At 44.1% G+C, this 24,107-nt stretch carries 17 protein-coding genes and 1 pseudogene; 10 read left to right on the top strand and 8 right to left on the bottom strand.

Annotated elements, in window-relative coordinates:
• Nucleotides 1-51: 51 nt before the first annotated feature.
• Nucleotides 52-948 carry an endonuclease/exonuclease/phosphatase family protein gene (locus tag ACK5MF_RS02585; RefSeq protein ID WP_416919083.1) on the bottom strand — a complete coding sequence of 299 codons (897 nt, stop codon included), beginning with the start codon at nt 946-948 and terminating at the stop codon, nt 52-54.
• A gap of 297 nt (nt 949-1,245) precedes the next feature.
• On the opposite strand from ACK5MF_RS02585, the gene nrdD reads away from it, so the two are divergent.
• From nrdD to ACK5MF_RS02565, 4 genes and pseudogenes are all read left to right on the top strand, one after another.
• Nucleotides 1,246-3,366 (top strand): anaerobic ribonucleoside-triphosphate reductase, encoded by a 2,121-nt coding sequence (gene nrdD / locus ACK5MF_RS02580; protein WP_416919081.1) that lies wholly within the window; start codon nt 1,246-1,248, stop codon nt 3,364-3,366.
• A 3-nt stretch (nt 3,367-3,369) separates the two neighbouring features.
• A complete protein-coding gene (gene nrdG / locus ACK5MF_RS02575; RefSeq protein ID WP_416919079.1) occupies nt 3,370-3,840 on the top strand; it encodes an anaerobic ribonucleoside-triphosphate reductase-activating protein in 471 nt (156 codons plus the stop codon).
• 274 nt (nt 3,841-4,114) lie between these two features.
• Nucleotides 4,115-4,369 (top strand): annotated as a pseudogene (locus tag ACK5MF_RS02570) (aromatic amino acid aminotransferase); the annotation flags it as partial.
• A gap of 30 nt (nt 4,370-4,399) precedes the next feature.
• The gene (locus ACK5MF_RS02565; RefSeq protein WP_416919077.1) at nt 4,400-5,098 is read left to right on the top strand and encodes an ATP-dependent zinc protease; all 699 of its coding nucleotides are present in this window, start codon (nt 4,400-4,402) and stop codon (nt 5,096-5,098) included.
• A 118-nt stretch (nt 5,099-5,216) separates the two neighbouring features.
• Here the strand turns inward: ACK5MF_RS02565 and fruA are convergent, their stop codons facing one another.
• The 3 genes from fruA to fruB are packed head-to-tail and all read right to left on the bottom strand — an operon-like array spanning nt 5,217 to nt 9,083.
• Nucleotides 5,217-6,953 carry a PTS fructose transporter subunit IIBC gene (gene fruA, locus ACK5MF_RS02560; protein WP_416919075.1) on the bottom strand — a complete coding sequence of 579 codons (1,737 nt, stop codon included), beginning with the start codon at nt 6,951-6,953 and terminating at the stop codon, nt 5,217-5,219.
• A 17-nt stretch (nt 6,954-6,970) separates the two neighbouring features.
• On the bottom strand, nt 6,971-7,933 hold the full coding sequence (pfkB, locus tag ACK5MF_RS02555) for a 1-phosphofructokinase (protein WP_416919073.1): 963 nt from the start codon (nt 7,931-7,933) through the stop codon (nt 6,971-6,973).
• 10 nt (nt 7,934-7,943) lie between these two features.
• Nucleotides 7,944-9,083 carry a fused PTS fructose transporter subunit IIA/HPr protein gene (gene fruB, locus ACK5MF_RS02550; protein WP_416919070.1) on the bottom strand — a complete coding sequence of 380 codons (1,140 nt, stop codon included), beginning with the start codon at nt 9,081-9,083 and terminating at the stop codon, nt 7,944-7,946.
• Between the two features lie 394 nt (nt 9,084-9,477).
• On the opposite strand from fruB, the gene cra reads away from it, so the two are divergent.
• From cra to ACK5MF_RS02525, 5 genes are all read left to right on the top strand, one after another.
• The gene (gene cra, locus ACK5MF_RS02545) at nt 9,478-10,458 is read left to right on the top strand and encodes a catabolite repressor/activator (protein ID WP_416919068.1); all 981 of its coding nucleotides are present in this window, start codon (nt 9,478-9,480) and stop codon (nt 10,456-10,458) included.
• A 121-nt stretch (nt 10,459-10,579) separates the two neighbouring features.
• Nucleotides 10,580-11,719 (top strand): exonuclease SbcCD subunit D, encoded by a 1,140-nt coding sequence (locus ACK5MF_RS02540; protein ID WP_416919066.1) that lies wholly within the window; start codon nt 10,580-10,582, stop codon nt 11,717-11,719.
• Nucleotide 11,720: 1 nt separating this feature from the next.
• Complete coding sequence (locus tag ACK5MF_RS02535) at nt 11,721-14,807, top strand: AAA family ATPase (protein WP_416919065.1); 3,087 nt, start codon at nt 11,721-11,723, stop codon at nt 14,805-14,807.
• A gap of 183 nt (nt 14,808-14,990) precedes the next feature.
• Nucleotides 14,991-17,495, top strand: a complete 2,505-nt coding sequence (locus tag ACK5MF_RS02530) for a cache domain-containing protein (RefSeq protein WP_416919063.1) — start codon at nt 14,991-14,993, stop codon at nt 17,493-17,495.
• 149 nt (nt 17,496-17,644) lie between these two features.
• Complete coding sequence (locus ACK5MF_RS02525) at nt 17,645-18,085, top strand: universal stress protein (protein WP_416919061.1); 441 nt, start codon at nt 17,645-17,647, stop codon at nt 18,083-18,085.
• 71 nt (nt 18,086-18,156) lie between these two features.
• On the opposite strand, the gene ACK5MF_RS02520 is transcribed toward ACK5MF_RS02525, so the two are convergent.
• From ACK5MF_RS02520 to clcA, 3 genes are all read right to left on the bottom strand, one after another.
• Entirely contained in the window at nt 18,157-19,551 is a 1,395-nt protein-coding gene (locus ACK5MF_RS02520; protein ID WP_416919059.1) for a DEAD/DEAH box helicase, read from the bottom strand.
• Between the two features lie 140 nt (nt 19,552-19,691).
• Nucleotides 19,692-20,654: a TDT family transporter gene (locus ACK5MF_RS02515; protein ID WP_416919057.1), complete on the bottom strand. Its 963-nt coding sequence runs from the start codon at nt 20,652-20,654 to the stop codon at nt 19,692-19,694.
• 217 nt (nt 20,655-20,871) lie between these two features.
• Entirely contained in the window at nt 20,872-22,269 is a 1,398-nt protein-coding gene (gene clcA / locus ACK5MF_RS02510; RefSeq protein WP_416919055.1) for a H(+)/Cl(-) exchange transporter ClcA, read from the bottom strand.
• Between the two features lie 565 nt (nt 22,270-22,834).
• Between clcA and ACK5MF_RS02505 the strand changes: the two genes are divergently transcribed.
• Nucleotides 22,835-23,818 (top strand): CobW family GTP-binding protein, encoded by a 984-nt coding sequence (locus ACK5MF_RS02505; protein WP_416919053.1) that lies wholly within the window; start codon nt 22,835-22,837, stop codon nt 23,816-23,818.
• Nucleotides 23,819-23,928: 110 nt separating this feature from the next.
• Here the strand turns inward: ACK5MF_RS02505 and ACK5MF_RS02500 are convergent.
• Nucleotides 23,929-24,107 (bottom strand): IS3 family transposase (locus ACK5MF_RS02500; RefSeq protein ID WP_416919125.1); only part of this gene is annotated, 179 nt, incomplete at its 5' end.

Here is a 24,107-nt window from a genome sequence, read left to right as displayed (position 1 = left end):
CGCCGTGAGGCATTTTTGGATCCACTATATAGGGCTCACACTGTTGATGGATTACCAGTTAAACCAAGAAACGACAGGGCAGTGGTCACTTAACTGATAGTTGAGTGCATCTTGCTCTTTATAAACCACTTGTTGAGCGTTCGACGCATTGAGTTTTGGGCTGACAATCATGTGGTCAATCACAGAACGAAATCGATGCAACTGTTTAGCACCGTTACGCTTTTGAACTTTACACCTTGCTTGTGTGTTCTTCGTTGCGAGTTCAGGGGTTTGTTTTAGACCTAGCGTAACGGTATTCCAAAGCCAATCCCCCTTAAAACTCAAATTATGATTGAAATCTCCCGCAATCACGTATTCTTGCCCGAGTCTTTCTCGCTGTTTTATCCAGCGGTTCAAATTTTTTCCTTGGGTTAAAAGCGTCTGACAGTTCTCTTTGTGCGAGTAAAACTTTCCGCTACAGCCTGCTTTTAAATGCAGCGACAGTGTATGAACGGGGGTTGCACTGTCAGGATAGAGAATCACATAAGAGGCAAAGCGGAGTTTATGATTTTTCTTGCCGTACAGATCTATGTCTTTTGCATCAGCAAAAGGTACATTTTTACCAATCGCAAACCCAGTGTACTGGTTGATGTCGGAAAATTGGTGATTGCGATATTGTGGTAAGCTTCTGTCCGAAAGCACTATGGAATACGCAGATGTGCTTACTTGCTCTATTGCTTCAATGCTATCAATTTCCTGCAAAGCAATCACATCAGCATTGAGCTTGGTGAAATATGAACTTAGTGTGGAAAAATCTTGAGTGTTTCTTTTGCCTTCATCAACATTGTGATTTGAATTAACCGTAAGCCATTCCATATTCCAACTGCTTATGGTCACTTTTTCGGCATGCGCGATAAGCGGCATGGTTAAGCAAATAATAGCGATAAATAGAGCTTGAAATAAGCGCATTTTTCCGATCCTTTCAGCACATTTTGCTAGAATGCTCAATTTATCAGGCTTTGTGAAAAATCAACAATTGCTATCACAATTTTTGCGGTTTGCAACATTTCTTACAAGTTTGAGATCTTGTGCTGTAAGATTGAATCAATTCTATCCTGTGGTTCTGATCTCTTGATCTATATCAAGACTTTTACAATAGCTCGGAGTTTTAATACGCCACAACATATAGTGTCAGTTGGCTAATAATAAACCCTATATAGTGTGTTTGTGGATAAGTCTGTGAGTATGCTGGGGTAAGGAGAAATTGTGAAACCTATCGTGATCAAACGTGATGGCTCTAAAGCCCCGTTTAACAGGGACCGGATTCAATCTGCAGTTGAAAGTGCCGCAGAGCATGTGGATAAAGAGCTGGCTATTTATGCTCTGAATGTCGCACTTGCTGTAGAACTGAAATTGAAAGATTACGAACAAGTTCATATCGCCGAAATTCAGACGATGGTAGAGAACGAGCTAATGCAAGGGCCGTACAAAGCATTAGCTCGTTCATACATTGAATATCGCCACGATCGCGATATTTCTCGTGAAAAGCAAAGTGCGTTGACCAAAGAAATTGAAGGCTTAATAGAAGAAAGCAACGCTGATCTGCTAAACGAGAATGCTAATAAAGATGGCAAAGTGATTCCAACACAACGTGACCTGTTAGCAGGCATCGTTGCTAAGCACTATGCGAAGACACGCATTTTGCCACGTGATATTGTGCAAGCGCATGAAGAAGGTGACATCCACTATCATGACCTTGATTACGCGCCATTTTTCCCAATGTTTAACTGTATGCTGATTGATTTACAAGGCATGTTGACGCACGGTTTCAAAATGGGTAACGCGGAAATTGATACGCCAAAATCAATTTCCACCGCAACCGCTGTAACCGCTCAAATCATCGCTCAGGTTGCAAGCCATATCTACGGTGGCACTACAATCAACCGTATTGATGAAATTCTTGCTCCGTATGTCGCTGTGAGTTACAAAAAACATTTAGAAATAGCCAAAGAGTGGGACATTCACAGCCCAGAAGCGTTTGCGAAAGCTCGTACTGAAAAAGAGTGCTATGACGCATTCCAATCTTTGGAGTACGAAGTGAACACACTGCATACAGCCAATGGGCAAACGCCATTTGTCACGTTCGGTTTTGGCTTAGGTACTTGTTGGGAATCTCGACTCATTCAACAATCTATTTTGAAAAACCGTATCGCTGGCTTAGGTAAAAACCGTAAAACGGCAGTATTCCCTAAACTGGTATTTGCGATTAAAGATGGCTTGAACCACAAGAAAACGGATCCAAACTACGACATTAAGCAACTGGCGCTAGAATGTGCATCAAAACGTATGTATCCAGATATTCTCAACTATGACAAAGTGGTTGAAGTGACGGGTTCATTTAAAACACCAATGGGCTGCCGTAGCTTCCTAAACACATACGAAGAAAATGGCGAATTAGTTCACGAAGGTCGTAACAACCTTGGTGTCGTGAGTTTGAACTTACCGCGTATCGCATTGAAAGCGAAGGGTGATCTGAACAAATTCTACGAGTTATTAGATAAGAAACTGAAATTGGCTCGTCGTGCGCTTGAAACTCGTATCAGCCGTTTAGAAAAAGTTAAAGCTCGCGTTGCTCCTATCCTATATATGGAAGGTGCCTGTGGTGTTCGTCTGAAAGCAGACGACTCAATTACCGAGATTTTCAAAAACGGCCGTGCTTCTATCTCTCTTGGTTACATTGGGGTACACGAAACGATCACCGCTTTGTTTGGCGCAGAGGAGCATGTTTACGATGATGCTAAGTTACGTCAGCATGCCATTGATATTATCCAGCGTCTACGTAATGCTGTAGACCAATGGAAAGATGAAACAGGGTATGCATTCAGCCTCTACGGTACACCAAGTGAAAACTTATGTAGCCGTTTCTGCCGAATTGATGCCAAAGAGTTTGGGGTTATTGAAGGTGTTACGGATAAAGGTTACTACACCAACAGCTTCCACTTAGATGTGCAAAAAACAGTAAACCCATACGATAAGATTGACTTCGAAATGCCTTACCCAGAAATTTCGAGTGGTGGTTTCATCTGTTACGGTGAGTTCCCGAACATGCAGCGCAACATTGAAGCGTTAGAAAACGTTTGGGATTACAGCTACTCTCGGGTTCCTTATTACGGTACGAATACGCCGATTGATGAGTGTTACGATTGTGGTTTTACCGGCGAATTTGAATGTACCAGCAAGGGCTTTGTTTGTCCTAAATGCGGCAACCATGATTCGTCTAAGGTATCAGTAACGCGTCGCGTGTGTGGCTATTTGGGAAGCCCTGATGCTCGTCCATTTAACTTCGGTAAGCAAGAAGAAGTTAAACGTCGAGTGAAGCACCTTTAAGTTATGAATTATCATCAATATCATCCTATTGATGTGGTCAACGGGCCGGGGACACGCAGTACACTGTTTGTCTCCGGTTGCGTACACAACTGTAAAGGCTGTTATAACCAGAGCACATGGTCTTTGCGCTCTGGTCATCCCTATACACAAGAGTTAGAAGATCGCATCATTGCGGACTTAAACGACACTCGGATTCCGAAACGCGGTTTATCGCTTTCTGGTGGTGATCCACTTCATCCGCAGAATGTGCCTACCGTTCTTCAGTTGGTCAAACGCGTAAAGCGTGAGTGCAGTGGCAAAGATATCTGGCTATGGACTGGCTATGTGTTAGCTGATCTCAGTGAAGCGCAAAAGCAAGTATTGGAATACATAGATGTATTAATCGATGGAAAGTTCGTCAAAGATCTCGCTGACCCAAGTTTAGACTGGCGAGGTAGCAGTAATCAGGTCATTTACCACCTCAAATTAGATTGATAATTTTTTATTAGCTTCGCTTTAGGTCGAAGCTAATAAATTCTGACCATTCTTTCCATAACGATCTTCGCGAGCAAAGGTCGATTTATACTAAACACATTAATTTCCTGATCAAATAGACATTGAGTACCGATAAGCAACCCCCCCGAGCCATGGATGGCTCGGCGGAGCCCCAATCACGCATGGTAATCTGTGGCCATGGGGATTCACTCACTTGCCGCCTACCTGCAACTCCAAGTAGTTTGGGTATATAATCTGCAAAAATAAATGAGTAGAGATGCAACAACGTCTGTTAACTCTTGGTCAAAGCTTATGTAATCAGTTGAGAAATCAACACAATACTTCACAATTTGATTTCATAGAAAGTCACAAAGGTATGTTTACTATGCTAGGCTTAACAGCAGAGCAAATGTTACCTCTAGGCAAAGATTTTGCCATCTACGGCGCTGCTGACAGTGGTATTAACATTGCTAGGTTAACGGAAAAAGACATCCCTTATGTGGCGGATGCAATAATGAAAGTTTTATAGATACATTTTTCAGTTTGAGTAGGTGAACGAATGAAACAACAGTGGAAATTTATAATTCCTTTGATGCTTAGTGGCGGTTTAATGGCATGTTCAACAACATCTGACAAAGGTGAAGTAAAGGATCAATCTGTTCAAGTTGAGGAACCTAAGCAAGAAAGTTCTCAGCCAGAAAGAGACCTTAGTAAATATGAAACCGTAACGCCAAAGGTAGAGCCGATCGTAGAACCTAAACCGCAAGTTAGACCTGAACAACAGCCAAAGCCTGATCCAAAACCACCAGTGGTGGTGGATGCGAAGAAAACAGCAGATGGGCGTTTAATTCTTGGTGAACAAGAGTGGGTCTACGTTCCGGGTCTTAAAGAGAGCTTCCGTGCACGTATTGATACCGGTGCAACTACTTCCTCTGTGAGTGCGGTCGATGTTGTGCCATTTGAACGTGATGGTAAAGATTGGATTAAATTCAAAATTGCCCATGATGACGTAATGAGCAAAGAATATGCTCTACCAGTCGAACGTTGGGTTGATATTCGTCAGTCAAGTGCTGAAGGTACTCAACGTCGTGCTGTGGTTATGGCATGGATTCAAATTGGCGACTTGAAAGAGAAGACCGAATTTACCCTTACAGACAGAAGCCATCTAACATTCCCAGTATTGTTAGGTCGCAGCTTCTTCAAAGATGTGGCACTGGTTGATGTAAGCCGCAAGTATATTCAGGCTAAACATAAATAAGCGTTGCCACGAAAAATGCCAGCGAGCAAAGTCGACTGGCAATAGCTTAAGGGCAAATTTAAATCGTAAAAAAAGGGTCTAACCTCAATAGGTATAGACCCTTTTTAGTTATAGATATTTAAGCCGTTGCTACCGTTGATTTCTCTGTCGCACGTGCTTTAAAGAATGCATAGCCGAAACCTGTTACTGCTGTACCGGCTGCGATAGCGACTAGGTACATAAATACTGGAGTGATAGCTCCTGGGATGGCTAGTACAAACAGACCGCCGTGTGGAGCCATAAGTTTCGCACCGAATAGCATGGATAGAGCACCAGTTAATGCACCACCTGCCATACACGCTGGGATAACACGCATTGGATCTTTTGCTGCAAATGGGATAGCACCTTCAGAGATGAAGCAGAGACCAAGTACGAATGATGCTTTACCTGCTTCGCGCTCACTTGGTTCAAACTTATCTTTAGCAAGAAAAGTGGCTAAACCCATACCCAGAGCCGGAACCATACCCGCTGCCATGATAGCGGCCATTGGCGCGTAAGTTTGAGAAGCAAGTAGACCAACACCGAAGGTATACGCTGCTTTGTTTACTGGACCACCAAGGTCGAAACACATCATTGCGCCAAGGATGATACCCAGTAGCACTGCGTTAGCTGAGCCCATGTCGTTCAGGAAGGTTGTCATTGCTGTCATGATGCTTGATACAGGACCACCCACAACATAGACCATGATCAAACCGGTCACTAAGCTGGCGATGAAAGGAATGATCAAAATTGGTTTCAGAGCTTCCATTGACTGAGGTAGTGACACTTTATCTGCAAGGAATTTTGCACTGTAACCGGCTAAGAAACCGGCAACAATACCACCAAGGAAACCTGCGCCAGTAGAGCTGGCTAACATACCGCCGATTAGGCCCGGTGCAAGTCCAGGACGGTCAGCGATTGAGAACGCGATAAAGCCAGCAAGAACAGGGATCATAAGAGCGAATGCTGAGCCACCACCAATAGTCATCAATGCCGCGGCTAGAGTGCCTTGCTCTTTAAACGCTTCAATACCGAATACGAAAGAAAGTGCGATGATCAAGCCACCTGCAACCACTACTGGTAGCATGTGTGAAACACCCGTCATTAAGTGTTTGTACACGCCTTTTTTCTCGCCAGTGGCTTCTGCGCTTTTCGATGCTTCAGCTTGAGTGTAAACCGTTGCTTTTTCGAATGCGTTGTTGATCTCTTGTTCGGTTTTCTTCAACGCAAGACCGGTACTGGTTTTGTACAGTTTTTTGCCGTTGAAACGGTCTAGTGGAACGTCGATATCTGCTGCAATGATAACGAGATCGGCATCAGCAATCTCTTGAGCAGTCAGTTGGTTTTTAGCGCCAACAGAACCACGAGTTTCAACTTTGACTTGGTGACCAAGACGAGCCCCTGTGTTTTCCAAAGCTTCAGCAGCCATGAATGTGTGTGCAACACCGGTTGGGCAAGCGGTAATCGCAACGATCTTCTTCGCACTAGCGACTGGAGCCGCTGGTGAAGTGGTTGCTGCGTTTGCGCTAAGCTCGGAAGCTTGTTCAACGGCCGCTTTTAAATACACGGTTGGATTAGTTGTGCAAGCAGAAATGTCGCTTTGGTAGACTTTTTTACCCACAAAGCGAGAGGTATCAACGGGGGTATTGGCTGCTACGATAACGACCTCAGCACTGCTGATGTCTGCATCAGTCAGTGTGTAGCCTTCAATCACCGAAGAGTGACATTCCACAACGGAAGTCCAGTTCAGTGATTTAGCCGCTTGTTCAAGCAGTCCGGCAGCGATAATGCTGTTTGCAACGCCGCTAGGACATGCAGTGATAATAGCAATATTCATAGTACGACCTTTTGTCCTTAATCGTTAGATACTGTAAAAGTATCAACTGGTTGTAATTGGATTTCTTTTTGTAGGGTGGTTAATTGAGTGTCTGAAGTCACACCAACACCAACCTGCGTTACTGCCAGGGCAGACAGCGCTGTTGCGAATGTGATTAAAGATGCTTTATCCATGTTTTGCATATGTCCCCAACAAAGCCCAGCAACTAGAGTGTCACCAGCACCAACAGTGCTAACAACAGCCATACGTGGTGGTTTTGCATGAAGCCATTGTCCTTGGTTGAGCCACATGGTTCCGTTGGCTCCCATCGAAACAACGATGTTTTCGATACCTTTCTCAGCCAGTTGCGCTGCGGCTGTACGACACTCTTGTGGTGTGGATAATTCACGACCAACAAACTGAGACAGTTCTTCATCGTTTGGCTTAATTAGCCAAGGATGAGCATTTAAACCTGCTGCAAGGGCATCACGACTGCTGTCAAACAGAACACGTTTGCCTAGCGAATGCAGTTTTTCGATCCAAGAAGCACATAAGCTTGGAGACACGCCTGTTGGCAAGCTTCCCGCCAGCACGAAATAATCATGGTCTTGTGCAAGGCGAAGTAATGTTTCTTCAAACGCTGCAATATCTTGTTCGGTTACTTTGATGCCAGGGAAATTGATGTCACTCACTTCACCATTCGCTTCAACAAGTTTAACGTTGATGCGGGTTGAACCCTGAATGCGGATGAACTCATCGTGTGCGCCCATCTCTGCAAACAGTTGGCAGAACATCTCTTGGTTGTCTTTGCCAAGGAAACCGGTAACAGTTACCTCTGCGCCAAGGTCACTCAGCACTTTTGCTACGTTGACACCTTTACCTGCTGCGTGGAGTGAACCTTTATTAACAAGGCTCACGGTACCCACGTTTAGCGTATTTAAGCTGCCAGTTAGATCGAGCGCTGGATTTAAGGTGACGGTAACGACTTTATTGGTTGTCATAAGTCGCTCCTTAACCTTCACCTAAACCTGCGTTGATCGCAGCACCGATAGATTCCAATGCTCTAGCTGCATCAGGACCTTCAGCCGTGAACTGAAGTTGTTGACCATGCTTAACGCCCAGAGCAATCACTTTCATCAGGCTTTTAGCGTTGACCGATTTACCGTCACCATCAAGGTTTGAAACCTTAATGGCGGATTCAAATTTCTTCGCTTCAGCAACCAGCATAGCGCCCGGGCGAGCATGCAAACCGTGAGAGTTTTTGATCTTAAATACAGCAACGTTCTCACCCGCAGACTCAACAGGTGCGTCTTGTTGTGCTTCGTTGCTAAATAGATCAAGCAGTTGATCCACATTGGCTTTCAAAAATGCTTCCTGTTCGCCAACAAATACTTTTTGTGACAGTGTGTTAAGCATGTTTTGGTGTGCGTTGTTGCATGCGGCGAAGGCAACAAGTGCTTTCACTGGCAGACCTTCATATTCACAATGATTCGCTGTTGATACGAAAGACATACCGGTACGCTTCACCGCTTTATCGCTGCTCACCACCCATAGACCTTTGCCTAGGTGAGCGGGCTTTTTGGTCACTAAATCAGCAACGAATTCAGAATCCGCACAGCCAGTATTTTTCAATAAGCCGCCAGCGACAGCGCTCATTTGCACCATGTCGCTTGCAGGGAATAGCAGCTGAATCAGCGAAGCATCAAAATCAGCTTCGAATTGAACTTCACCATTTAATAAAGCAATGATGTCATTGGCCGATTTCGCTTGTTTCAGTTTCTCTTCTACGCCATCAGCGGAAAGCACTTTTGTGAGCTGCTTTAGGATGCCAAGGTGCTCATCAGATTTCGCCGCGATACCAATCGCAACATAAACCGTGTTGTCGTCACCCCAGTTAACGCCGTTAGGGAAGTGGTGAACGGCAACGCCAGTTTGTTTCACTAAATCACGTGTGTCAGTTGTACCGTGCGGAATAGCAATACCGTTACCCAGAAACGTAGAGTTTTGAGCTTCACGGTTGAGCATACCGTCAACATAGCCACTATCGACTAAGCCTTTTTGCGTGAGGTCGGCAGCGATAGCGCGAATAGCGTCCAACTTGTTCGCATGAGCTTGAGCAAGTTGAATGTTTTGAGTGGTTAATTGCAGCATTGTTTGCCCCTTCTTTTGTCGTAGTTCGACAAGATTATTTCTAATTCTTTTTCATTGTAGTTAACTTTTATTTAACTACTTAATTTACACTGACTGATACGGCTGAAACGATTCAGCTATTAGTCCAAAAAAATTCAGCAAAGCTGCTAATCATCTTAAAGTTACCAGTCACCTTTTTAAAATCGCCTGTTAATGAAAACAAAGCGTGGAAAAATCAGGTGGCAGTTCCTACTGATTATTGGGATTTTTCTGAAAATATTGATATCGCTATCAATTCCCAACTTTGCTGAATCCTTTCAGCTTTTATACTGAATCGATTCAGCGTATAATTCAACTCCAATGAGGATCGAAAAATTGTTTCTATGATCCGACGCACATAAATAGAGCAATTGATATGACACTAGATGAAATCGCGAAATTAGCTGGAGTTTCGAAAACGACGGCAAGCTATGTGATTAATGGCAAAGCCCAAAAGTACCGTATTAGCGAAAAAACGCAGCAGAAAGTGATGGCTGTGGTCAATGAATACAACTATCGACCAGACCATGCAGCATCGGCATTAAGAGCAGGTAACAGTCGTTCGTTTGGTTTGATCATTCCAGATTTAGAGAACACCAGTTACGCCAGATTAGCCAAGCTTATCGAGCAAAATTCGCGCCAAGCGGGTTATCAGATTTTGATTGCCTGCTCTGATGATGATCCTGAAACCGAAATCAGTGCTGCTGAGGCATTAGTGTCACGTCGTATCGATGCACTTTTCGTGGCTAGCTCGATTCCAAACGCCAGTGAGTTCTACTTAAAAATGCAGAATTTAGGTACTCCGGTCATCGCGATTGACCGTCCGTTGGATGATGAATACTTTGCCTGCGTGATCAGTGAAGATTATGGCGCCGCTTATGACTTAACGTCTTCACTGCTAACAGAAGAGGTCAAAACGGTAGGACTGATTGGCGCGTTGCCAGAACTGAATATTTCTCAAGAGCGTCAGCTCGGTTTTGAGTCGGCGGTGAAATCAAATCAACGTCAATTTATGTTGGGCTATGGCGAACACTTTAACCGTGAAGAAGGTCGCCGAGTGCTTGAACAATGGGTAAAAAAAGAACGGTTGCCAGATGCGATTGTGGCAACCTCTTATACCTTATTAGAAGGTATTTTGGATGTGCTAATGGAGCATCCTGCTGTGCTTAAAAACATTCGCTTGGCCACATTTGGTGACAACCGTTTGTTGGACTTCCTGCCAATGAAGGTCAACTCATTACCACAACAATTTGAAGTGATTGCTGACAGCGCATTAGCGCTTGCACTTAATGCGTCAGCGAAGCGTTATCAGGCAGGTGTTGAGTTGGTTCCACGCCGTTTGAAAGTTCGTTGTTAATTAGATAACCCTTTGATCCAGAAGCAAAGGGTTAGATATTTCTCAAACTTTTTCTTTGCATGCCACATTTACGATTAAAACGGGTATGATTAGCCATTATTGCTCGTTGTACAGGAAAGGCATGAAGTTTCTTCACACCTCAGATTGGCATCTTGGCCGTCAGTTTCATAATGTGTCGCTACTTGACGATCAAAGACACGTACTCTCACAAATTGTTGCTTACATCAAACACAATCCAGTAGATGCGCTCGTGGTGGCGGGTGATGTATATGATCGCTCGATACCGCCGACGCTGGCTATCGAATTGTTAGATGACGTCGTCACGCAAATTTGCGGTGAGCTTGGTGTGCCTATGATTGTGATTCCGGGCAACCATGATGGAGCCAAGCGGCTAGGTTTTGCGGCCAAACAGATGAAGCAGTCTGGTTTGCACATCATTGCCGACTTTAAGCAGATGCTTGAACCGGTGGTGCTCACGAGTGAACAGGCTGGTGAAGTCGCTTTTTATGCCATGCCTTATAACGATCCTGAGCTGGTGCGCCACTATTATCAAACTGATGAAGTCAGCACTCACGATGAAGCGCATCAACACCTTTGTGGCTTAATTGCCGAGCAGTTTAAATCGTCGCAACGCAAGGTGTTGGTAAGTCACTGCTTTGTTGATGGTGCGATCGAATCTGAATCAGAGCGCCCACTCTCCATTGGTGGCTCCGACAGAGTCAGCCACGAACATTTTTTATCCTTCGATTATGTTGCTCTTGGTCATTTGCATCAGCCGCAGATGAAAGGCACCGATTACATCCGCTATTCGGGTTCACTGATGAAGTACAGCTTCAGTGAACAACACCATAAGAAAGCCATGACCTTGGTAGAACTGAACAAAGACGGTTTTGTATCAGCAACTCAAGTACCGCTTAATGCTCCTCATAATATGCGCATTATCGAAGGTGAGTTAGAGCAGATTCTGCAACAGGGCAAAACAGACCCAAACAGTCACGACTATTTACTGGTTAGACTGCAAGATAAACACGCCATTCTTGACCCTATGGAAAAGCTGCGAAAGGTTTACCCAAATGCGCTGCATCTTGAAAAACCGGGCATGCTGATTGGCGTGGATCAGGAAATGGGCAAAGCACGTCTGGCGCGCGGAGAAATGGAGATGTTCAAAGACTTCTTCCTCGAAGCCAAACAAGCAGCATTAACCGAAGCACAAGAACAAGTCGTCAGTGCGGTTATCCAGTCATTGAAGCAGGGGGAATAAGATGCGCCCAGTCCGATTATCGATTCAGGCTTTTGGCCCTTTTGCTGGCAAAGAAGTGGTGGATTTCACCAGCCTTGGTGCTTCACCGCTATTTTTAATTAATGGGCCCACAGGAGCAGGGAAAAGCTCGATTCTCGATGCGATCTGTTTTGCCTTATATGGTGAAACCACAGGCAGCGAACGTACCGGCGATCAAATGCGTTGTGATTATGCCGATACAGAGCTGTTGACGGAAATTGAGTTCGAGTTTGAACTGGCAGGTAGAGTCTATCTCGTTACTCGCAGCCCAGATCAGGAAATGCCGAAAAAACGAGGCGAAGGCACAACCAAGAAAACCCACTCAGCAACGCTGGTGGAGTTGGTTAATGGCGAGCAGAAACTGTTAGCTAACAGACCGAATCCAGTGGGCAAGGCTATGGTGGATTTGATTGGCTTAGATGTGAAGCAGTTTCGTCAGGTGATGGTGATACCACAGGGGCAGTTTCGAGAGCTGTTGATTGCGAACTCTAAAGAGCGTGAGCAAATCTTTGGTCAGCTATTCCAAACGCAGATTTATACGCAAATTGAACGAGCTCTTTTTGACAAAGCTGCGGGCATTAGAAAAGAGAAAGACGATTTTGATAACCAGATCAAAGGTGCATTGAATGTGGTCTCCGTCTCTTGTGAAGAAGAGCTGAAGGCAGAACAAAGCAAGTTAGAGCCAGAGGTAAAACAAAGTGAACTGGCTTATCAAACGTTGCAACAGCAACGGGATGAAGCAAAGACACTGCGCAACTTGGCGTTGGAACTCAAACAAAAATTTGCCCAAAAAAATGAGATTGAAAAAGCCGTTGCTGAACACCAGTCACAATTGTCGGGCATTGAACTATTGCGCCAGAAAAGAGCACAAGCCAGACAAGCGCTTACTTTAGATCTGCCATTCAACCAATGGGTCAGTGCCACAAAGCAGTTTGAACAAGCAACAAAAAGCGTTGCAGAAAAGCAGCAGCAAACTTTGCAAATTAAGCTTCAGTTTGAAAAAAATGAAACGGATTTGAAGCTCGCGGCTCAGCAAGCGCAAATTGTTCCAGAACTCTCTCAACAGCTTTATCAACTCGAAGAAATTGGCAAAAAGTATCGCGCCTTAGATGATAAACAAAAGACACTTGCGATCGCTCATCAAGCTTTTGCTAAAACGAAAATAGGGGAAGACGAGCTCGAAAAGCAACTAAAAGCGTTAGATAGCGAGATTCAAGCCAAACGAGAGGAATATGATAAGACCTTACAAAATGTCTATGCATTACCTGAACTGCGTTCATCATTAGAAAAAAAAGTTGAACAAATCAAGATTCGCCAAAACTACGCCCAATTAAATGAACAACAAATCAAGCTAAAACAAGATGTTGTGTTGGCTGAAAAGGCTTATAACCAAGCACAGCAAATAACAATCAACGCTAAGCGTGAAGCCGATAAGCTAGAAATGACTTGGCACACAAACCAAGCGGCGGAGTTGGCCAAATCGTTAAATGAAGGTGACGCTTGTCCTGTATGCGGAAGTGTTGAGCATCCTCATTTAGCCAATTTTACTGGTGATGTGGTTACTCGTGCTGAGGTGAAAAATGCCCGTGATGAACAGCAACGCTGCGCGGCAAACGAGCTGGAAGCTTTGAAGAACCATCAGTTATCGCTATCCAATTTTGGTCTGCTTGAACGTGAACTCACTCAGTTAGTTGCGAAAATTGAACAGCAATCGATAGCGGAACTCACTGAGCTTGAGCAAAGCAAAGTAGCGTTAGATGAAGAGATCAAGACCCTTTCGCTAATGCAACCACAAGTATTGAAATCTCAGTTAGAAACGCTGGAAGGGCGTTTGTTGCAGACAAAGACTAACCTTGAAAAAGCCATTGCGGGCACAGCCGAAAGCAAACATGCGGTGACAGTGCTAGAAACGGAAGTGGCTGCTTTGCGCGAAGGCATTTTGTCTGGTTTCGACAATTCTGGGTTTGAAAGCTCTGGGTTTGAAAATTTTGGATTTGAAAACGTCGAGCAAGTCAGAAACCAATATAGCGCGGTTAAAAAGCAAATCGAAGAAGTGCAAAAAGCAGAACAGAACGCTCAGCAACAGTTTGCCGAAGTACAAAAGCAGCTTTCCGCGATTGAATCGTCGCTTAGTGACGCATTAACACAGCAAAAGCAGTGGTTGCAAGAGAAGGACGAGACTGAAAGAACATGGTTGGGTGCCTTATCGGCGAGCGTGTTTGATAACCAACACGCTTATTTGAATGCTAAGTTGATTGAATCAGCCATCGCTGAGCTTGAGTCTTCTATTCGTCAGTTTGAGGACAAAGGCGCATCGCTCAAAACTCAGCTTGAGTCGATCAACCGCGAGTTAAAAGACAAGCAGTTACCTGAATTAGAACCGTTAGAGCAGGCATTGCTGACCAAACAACAACACGTTGACCAAGCGTTGCAAACCTACACTCAGCTCCGCTCTCGAATGGATAGCCTTAATCAGGTACAGCAGAAACTGAGCGCACTTTATGCCAAAAATGAACAGTTGGAAAAAGCCTATCAGGTGTTTGGTACATTAAGCGATATTGCCAATGGTAGAACAGGAGCCAAAGTCAGCTTGCATCGCTTTGTACTTGGGGTGCTGCTTGATGATGTATTGATCCAGGCGTCACAGCGATTGCAACTGATGAGTAAAGGGCGCTACTTACTCAAGCGCAAAGAAGAACGTGCAAAAGGTAACAGTGGTTCAGGCTTGGATCTTATGGTGGAAGATGGCTACACAGGTAAATGGCGGGACGTTGCTACTTTATCTGGTGGTGAATCATTTATGGCAGCGCTTTCGCTGGCTCTTGGATTGTCTGATGTCGTTCAGTCGTACAGTGGTGGTATTCGCCTTGATACGCTGTTTATTGATGAAGGCTTTGGTAGTCTGGATCCGGAGTCTCTCGATTTGGCTATCCAAACCCTAATTGATTTGCAGCAGGGCGGTCGAACGATAGGGATTATTTCCCATGTTAGTGAACTCAAAGAACAAATTTCACTGCGATTAGATGTCGAAGTGGCTCGAACTGGCAGTTCGATAAAACTGGTTGCTTAATCGCAGATGACGTATTGAAAAGCGGGCTGCATTTCATCAGCTCGCTTTTTGTCCCTTTAATCATCATTCATAACGATTAAAGAACGGCTATTTTGCTCGTTCTATTACTTTAGATCTTCGTCACTTGAAACCAGTAAAAATTGTCTATTCTTAATGGATAACCACACGCTTAAGTAGGAAGCGATGACACCATTAAATGATAGAAAATTGCTGAATATTATTCGCTATGCTCCTGCAATAGTTATGACGTTATTCGCGATCGTGGTTAATGGTATCCTCATTCAAAGCAATCGCATGGAAGCGGAAGAGAAAAGTGAGTCTTTGCGTGACAATCTGATTGAACAGCAGAAACAGATTGTCCAAGTACAGATATATCAAATATCTGATCAAATCGATCGACACAAAAGTATGACGGTCAACACACTGCAACAGCAAATTCGTGATCGGGTATATGAAGCGCATAAGATTGCGTCCAATATCTATCAACATCACCGCGATAAACCAAAAACAGAAGTGATGAAAATGATTACCGAGGCACTACGACCAATCCGCTTCAATCATGACCGAGGCTACTTCTTTATCTATGACACTGAGGGGATTAGTGTCATGCACAGCTTGTTTCCTCATTTAGAGGGACATTCCATTTGGAACAGCAAAGATATTCGCGGAACTCTCATTGTTCAGGAACATATAGAGAGAATGAAAGCCTCTGGAGGTGAAGCTTACTATCAATGGTGGTATAGCCGACCGGATGGAAACCCTGATGAACAATATGAGAAAATTGGCTTTGGTAAACTGTTTGAACCGTATGGTTGGTATATCGGTACAGGAGACTATGTTGTCGATGTTGAGCAAGATATTCAAAATCAAGTGTTAGAATGGCTTCGCTACTACCGATATGGTAATAATGACTACGTTTTTGTTATCGATGATAAAGGGACAGTTTTGTCTCACCCAGAGCCTGCCCTGGTTAATACTCACGTCTCTGACGAGCTGAGCCCTCAAATCAATAAAATTCGAAATCAAGATACCAATCGATCGGGATTTACCCAGTATATGGCACGGTACATGCCCGGTGCCTCTAGTGGTGGTGAAAAAATCAGTTATCTAAAAATGATTGATGGTTGGAATTGGACAATTGGTACTGGCTTTTATGTGCAACGTTTTGAAGCGTATCTGGCGGAGAATGTTCGAGCTGTAGAAATCAGTAACCGAGCTGAACTCAAACGCGTATTGCTCGCAAGTTTGGTTTCAACCTTAATCATCATCGCGTTGTCGCTGAAGCTAGGAAGGGCAATTGGCGAGCGATTTAATCGCTTTCAGGAACGAATAGGTAAGGACTTTAACGAACTTAAACAGATTCGAGACAAACTCAAATATCTTGCCGAGCATGATCCATTAACAGATCTACCCAATCGACTATTGCTTAACGGCATTATTTATAATGGGATTGACCATGCGCTTCATCACCAGTGCTGTGGTGCAGTAATGCTGCTTGATGTTGATGATTTTAAGAAGATTAACGATCTGCATGGGCATTCTGCGGGCGACAAGCTGTTGAAAACTGTCAGCCGAAAATTTGAGAGTATTCTTGGCCCTCACGATAGTGTGTCACGTTTTGGCGGTGATGAGTTTATCTTCTGTTTCCCGGATTTAGCCGATGACATGGCGGCGCGAGAAAAAGTGTTAGCTATTCAGCGACTATTTGCGGATAAATTCATCATTGATGGCAAAGTGCTTAACACCAACTGCAGTATCGGTGTTGCGATGTTCCCGCGGGATGATACTGAACCGGAAGCCTTGATTCGTAAAGCTGATGTCGTTTTGTATAAATCCAAAGCGCTGCATAAAGGCAGTGCGATGTTTTACAACAATGAGATCAATGAAGAAATTCAACTGGATTACTTAATTGAGGATGAACTAAGAAAAGCACTGAAATACCAAGAGATAAAAGTGCTCTATCAACCTCAAGTTCGAGTGACAAGTGGCAAGAACATCGGTGTGGAAGCGTTAGCTCGCTGGTACAGCAAACGCTTAGGCGAAATTTCACCAACCAAGTTCATCGCAGTGGCAGAAGATATTGGTGTCATTCATGAACTGGGCTATTTCGTGTTCCGAAAAGCGTGCGAAGATATTCTGTTCATCAGTCCGAATGGTGCTGATGCGATAGGCGTTTCCGTCAACATCTCGCCAAAGCAGTTGATGGAAGCGAGCTTCCCGGAAAAATTGGTTACAATTGCCCAGGAAGTCGGAATTGATATTTCTCGCGTAACATTGGAAATCACCGAAAATGTATTGTTGGAAGACCTGACTACTGTCGCTGAACGTCTCAATTGCATGAAGCATTATGGTTTTGGACTGTCATTAGATGATTTTGGGACTGGCTATTCTTCGCTAAGCTATTTGCATACTTTGCCTATTACTGAAATTAAGATTGATCGATCTTTTACCGATAACATTTTAGTGAGCGAGCAGACTCAGACGTTGGTGAAAGCGGTGATCGCTATTGGTGACTCTTGTAACATGACGGTGGTCGCCGAAGGGGTTGAAACCATGGAACAGTTCAATGTGTTGTCCGAATACGGTTGTGAGGTGGTGCAGGGATACTACTTCGCACCGCCTTTAACTATTGAATCGATCAGTGAAATTTTTCATTTATCACTTCAGTCAAACTCAGAATCCAGTTAGTCAGCGAATGTAACGAAAACCCTATTGATAGCAATAGGGTAGAAGTTTTCTAGAATGCTTGTTCACTTTTAATCGTGTGATCTCAGTGACACATTTTTTCTGATTAAAGACTATGATCTCAACAGTCATAATGGCATGAGGGGGCAGTGATGAAATACCAACATATCTTAGTCGCACTAGAGCTGACCGAAGAAAACAAAGCATTAATCAATAAAGCGCTATCAATGGCAAATACTTTCGATGCTGACGTCTCATTTATTCATGTCGACGGTGCGGTTGGTGAAGTGTATAGCCAGTTAATTGACATTCAACAAGACCCAACGCAAAAGCCGCTCAATCAGCATTCCAATCAGCTTCTTCAGAGCTTTCAGCAATACACCAAACAACAATTTCCCGATTTTCCGCTCAAACATTTCTGGGTGGGTACGGGTAGCTTGGGTAACAAACTTAAAAAAGTTATTGATCAGCATGATTACGATTTACTGATCTGCGGACATCATCATGACTTCTGGAGTAATATGGTTTCTTACTCGCGAGATCTTATCAATAAATCATCGATTGATATTTTAGTGGTTCCGATCGAGTCTTAACGGCTCCTCTAAGGAAATAATAGTGAGACGGAATAAAAAAGAGTGCAGCTATGGGAACTGCACTCTTTTTTTTATTGGGGTTTTTTATTGGCTTTTTGATTCGGAGCGCGATTCGGCTTACTGTTTCCGTTTGGCTTGCCGTTTACGCTAGGTTTACCGTTTGGATTTGGTTTGCCATGTCTGTTTGGTTTATCACTTTTGTTTGGTTTACCGTTATTACTTGCCTTACTAGCCGTTGGTTTGCCATCTGTATTTGGCGCTTTAGGCTTCTTCGGTTTCTTAGGTTTTTTCGGCTTCATTGGACGCGTGTCTAAAACAGACTCAGGCACTTTATTGGTCGGGGCAAAACCAGTCAGTTCCATACGTGGCAGTAGTTGTTGGATCAGACGTTCAATCGCAAACAGCTCTGGAGCTTCAAGTGCTGAAACTAAAGTAATGGCTTTACCCACTTCGCCAGCACGTCCGGTACGACCAATGCGGTGAACGTAATCTTCGGCTACTTTGGGTAGTTCAAAGTTCACGACTTGAGGTAACTGAGGGATATCAATACCACGCGCGGCAATATCGGTTGCTACCAACACTCGGACTTCGCCAGATTTGAAATCGGCGAGCGCTTTAGTTCGTGCGCTTTGGCTTTTGTTGCCGTGAATCGGTGCTGAAGTAATACCTTTATCATTTAAGAATGCTGACAGTTTGTTTGCGCCGTGCTTAGTTTTAGTAAATACCAGTACTTGTTGCCAGTTACCATCGTTGATCAGCTTGACCAGCATAGGCGCTTTTTTCTTCACGTCTGCGGGGTAAATGCATTGTTCTACTGTTCTTGCTGTTGAGTTCGCAGGGTTGACTGAGATCTCGACAGGGTTGTTTACCATGGTCTTAGCCAGTGCGCGAATTTCGTCCGAGAAGGTTGCTGAAAATAACAGGTTTTGGCGATGTTTTGGTAATAGGTCCAGGATTTTACGGATATCACGGATGAAGCCCATATCAAGCATACGGTCAGCTTCATCCAGCACTAAAACTTCCAGTTGATCGAATTTCAGCGCATTTTGGTTGTATAAATCCAGTAGACGACCTGGCGTTGCAACCAATACGTCAGCACCTTTGCGCAGGCGTAACATTTGCGGGTTAATCTTTACACCACCGAACACGACTGCGCTAGAAAGCGGCAGATGACGGCTATAAGTATCGACATTCTCTCCCACTTGAGCGGCAAGTTCGCGAGTCGGTGTTAGCACCAGCGCGCGGACTTGATTCCCACGCACTTTGGGGCCTCGTGATAAAAGCTGCAAAATAGGCAGAGTAAAGCCAGCCGTTTTACCTGTACCTGTCTGTGCCGCCGCCATGACATCTTTGCCTGCTAATACAGCCGGAATCGCCTGCATTTGGATAGGAGACGGAGTTGTATATCCTTTTTCTTCAATAGCTTTAAGGATTGGCGCAGATAGACCTAACGAGGTAAAACCCATATTTGATTCTCAGTAATTTACTTAATAACACTCACCACGAGTAAAAGATCACCGTTGGCGAAAAGTGCGACATTCTGAGGCTTTCGCACTAAGGTGGCAACCGATAATTTCTATTTGCCCAAGTTTTTAACAATCGGTTTTTAAGAGCAGGTTTTTTTTGAGAAATACTCAGGCCAATACATTCTGATGTAGCCTGTTGACACCCAAATCACGAGTATCGTTGAAATGGTTAACTCTAAGACGCCAAAATTATGCAGCCAGTGCCAGTGTGGGAAATCTGATGCGAAGAAGGTGGTTAATCGGTGCATAGCGATGGCACTGATCACTGATGGGAAAGTGACCGAGGCAATTGAAGGTTGAAATTTCAGACGCAATAAACGTATATAACAAAGGTAAATGAGCAATGTCATGGTGATTGCTATACCCGCTAAAGCACCAGTGAGAATAGGGTCTGGATGTGGGAAATTCACCAAATAGGTCGTGAGAGTTAAGTTTATTGGCGCTGCCATGATTGCCAGCGTCGGTCTTGCTCTGCGTGGTAGAGAGCCAAAAAACACCAAGCGATACAGTACAACTGGCAACATGATAAAGTAAATCGCCACACACACCTGCACCAGTGTTTCTGAAAATACGTTGTGGCCAAATTGCGTACCCGCAAGCGAACTACTGATCATTCCTACCGGATATAAAAACCAGCTAGGGACTATATTCGACATCTTGAAGTTTTTCAGTTGGAAGCCAAAAAATAAAACCATCATGGTCAAATGCAGTATCAGTGCTAATGCCCAAATTGGGTAAGCGATGAATGGGGATATGACGGCCAAATAGTCGCACAGTATTAATAGCGCCATGCTCATTGGCGCCATAAGGCTTCCTGATAGCGGATGGCTGATGTCGGCAATAAAGGTTTTATAGTTAGTCAGATATTTAATGAGAACGGGCAACAATAAGATTGCACCCATTGCTGCTAAATAAGGTCGAATAGTCACGCCGACAACTGGAAAATAGAGCGCCCACGCTTGACCTAAGCCAATCATGCCTAAGGCAAGGGCTGCTTGAGAAGGGGGGACACCTTGTACTTTAAAAAACTTATTCCAATTCAACGAAAACTCCACATTACATCGTCGTAGTATGGTGTCATCGAGCGTTTCAATTAAGCTAACACTGCCACCACGGGTTTGTGGGGGGCGATATTAGCAGTTTCCTATGTGTCTGTACGACAATAATGTGTGTGATTGTCACAAAATACGCAGCAAATTCGCAACATCTATACTCAAGTAGGAAGAGTATATGCGAAATGACCAAATTCTGTTCCTCATGCTACTCTTGTTGCGGCAAATCTTGTTGGCGAAGTTTCTCATTTTTCAAGGTACGATTCAGTAACTGGCTGTAGATAGGCTGTCCGCCCAGCATCTGAGCAAAAATTACCGCGCCTAAACCAGTAATAATGAGTGGAAGAATAAGGTTATAATTCCCAGTCATTTCAATAACTAACAAGATGCCAGTAATAGGGGCGCGCACCGTCGCGCAGAACAAGGCGCCCATACCTGCAATGGCGAACATTCCTGGTTCAATGTCCAACTCGGGGAAAATACTTTTCGCCATCAAACCGAAGGCATAACCAAACAGCGTGCCGAGTGCCAGCATTGGTGCAAAGATACCACCAGGAGCCCCAGAACCAAAACACACCACAGTGGTAAAAATACGACCGATGAATAGCAGTAACAAAACGGTTGCACTGTAGTTGCCGTTGGTCACATCAGGAATAAAGCTGATACCTCCGCCAGTCAGCTCCGGTACGTAGAGCAGAGTTAAGCCGAAAAAACCACCTAGCAACGAACCTGTAATCAAATAGCGCTTACGTTGGTTTTTGTGAATGCGAACAAAGATGTCTTGAGATAGGGTGATAAGTCGGTTGAAAATTACGCCAAAGATGCCAAATAGCATACCTAAAAACAAGAATAAGCCTAGAGCTTTCAACTCCGGAGCATCATACTCCGGCATGCTGATAACAGCATGCTGACCATTGATCAAACGAAACACAATATTGGCAGATACCGCAGAAATGATGACCGCCTTAATTGAAATAAGCGAGTAGCGAAATTGAGGGCGCATCTCTTCGACAACAAACATGATGCCGGCAAGTGGAGCATTGAACGCGGCTGCCAAACCACCCGCCGCACCTGAAGCGAGAAGAGAGTGGCGAGAGTCCTCGCTCTTTACACGAAATACGTCCGAAATCATGCGGCCGATAGCACCGCCCATTTGCACGGTAGGGCCTTCGCGTCCTAGCACCATACCAGAGCCCAATGCGCCCATGCCACCAAAGAATTTTACCGGAATAACACGCCACCAACGTACAGGGCGGATACCATCCATTGCCCCTTCAATTTCGGGAATGCCTGAACCTGCCGCTTCCGGTGCAAAACGGTGGACAAGGTAGTAACCGATAAAAGCCAACGCCGCACTGATAATAAATGCGGCTAGCCACAGAGGAAGCAAATTACCAATTTCACTAATCAGCCATTCGGTACGAGTTTCTGATACGAAATGTACCGCTTTTTCAAAGTAAGTGCCGACAATGCCTGCCAGTATACCAACCGCAAGAGACAAAAACAAAACTGAGATCGGCGTTTTATCTTTAGAGAGAAACTGGTTGATAGCATCTTTTGGAACTTTTGCTAGAAAACTTTGCGTAAACGTCTCTCTGCTGGTCATTTAAAACGGGTCTCATGGTTGGCGTTATGTGAGGAATGCCAGATTATACTGGGCATCACAATCAACTATAGCTGCAAAGTTGCAAATTAGATTTGCATATATGATTTCAAACTGAAAATAAGCAAGTTTGGCAACTTTTCGAAAACGTGATTTAGGTAAGCAAAAAAGTGATTCAAGTAAAACAATCGCCAATAATATGAGTTTGAACACTTGTATTCCTGAGAAAATGAGCCATATTTAAATCGTAAGGCGATTATCAATATTTCTTATGGAGGATGTGAAAAAAAGCCTTACTTACAATTTGGAAGGAATCAACATTCTATTCGATTGACCTCGTCATTGATTCAAGTGCATCTAACTAGAGATGAGAGAATCCGCAGACTCACGATTGAGTAACGAGGAAATAAGGCGCGCTCCCGCAGTGCGCCTTTATGCATTCTGTCCTATCACACCTATCTGCTCATTGTACCTAGCTACTCATTGCACTGCTCTTTGTCATTCCAAAAAAGCGCGTATAGCAAGCGCGAAGCCTCCTATGTATACTCCTTACAAAAGGAGTATCCCGATGACGAATAAAGTTCCAACCAATATCATTACGGGTTTTCTCGGAGTAGGGAAAACAACCACGATATTGAATCTTCTAAACAACAAGCCAGAAAATGAGAAATGGGCGGTTCTGGTTAATGAGTTTGGTGAAATTGGTATTGATGGTGCCATGATGTCTGATCAAGGTGCTTTGATTAAAGAAGTACCAGGCGGCTGTATGTGTTGTACCGCGGGCGTGCCTATGTCGGTTGGTATTAACGCTTTGCTGCGTCAGAAGCCGGATCGTTTGATTATCGAACCGACCGGGCTTGGACACCCAAAACAGGTGATTGCGACGCTAACCTCTGACCAATACACACCTTATGTTGACCTTAAAGCGACGATTGGCTTAGTTGACCCTCGTAATCTGAGTATCGAGAAATACACCACGAATCAAAACTTTAATGACCAACTGCAAACGGCAGATGTGATTATCGGCAATAAAGTAGATGAGTGCACGGCTGATGATATCGACACATTTAATGATTGGGTTACAGACCAAACGCCAGCTAAGGTGTTTCATAAATTGGTCACGCGCGGCCAATTACCGATTGAAGTTTTGGATATTGAACGTGTTCACGGTGGCGCATCATCACATATTGAATCTCACCACCACCACGCACAAATGGAACCTGAGTTTCAGTTAGGTCCAAATCAGCCTTTTGCTCGTAAGGAGAACAAAGGGCAGGGTTATTTCAGTTGTGGTTGGTTGTTTGGTGCAGAGTATCATTTCAACTTTGATGCGCTTTTTTCATTGATCAGCGATCTCACTGCTGAGCGTGTAAAAGCTGTGGTGAATACTGACCAAGGTTGTTATGTGTTCAACTCAGCAAACGGTGTTGTGTCGGTGAATCAACTGAGTTTGCAAGGTTTTGAGTCTCGTCTCGAAGTGATTGATTCTCAGCTAATGCCTTGGGATCAGTTGGAAAATATCTTGTTGAAACTTGCGGGAATTACTCGATAGGTATGTATGGAAAGGGCGACATAACAGCCTAATGTCTATCAGTTAAGCTCAAAAAGACAGAGTTATCGTTCCCACGGTCTGAAGTGACCCCATAAAGTTGGACATTTCTGTTAAGCGGCTTGCAAGGCCTGATTTCGATATTCTATCGGAGTCAGGCCTTTAAATTTCACCTTAATCCGTTTTGTATTGTAATACTCTATATATTCTTCGATATTTGCAATCAGTTCATCAGCATCAGTGAAGCTTTGACCGTGATACATCTCTGTTTTGAGTAAAGCGAAGAAGTTTT

The sequence above is a fragment of the Vibrio sp. genome, from assembly GCF_047973365.1.
Classification (GTDB): Bacteria; Pseudomonadota; Gammaproteobacteria; order Enterobacterales; family Vibrionaceae; genus Vibrio.
Note: the sequence above shows the minus strand (reverse complement) of the source record. Positions and strands in the feature narration are given on the sequence as shown.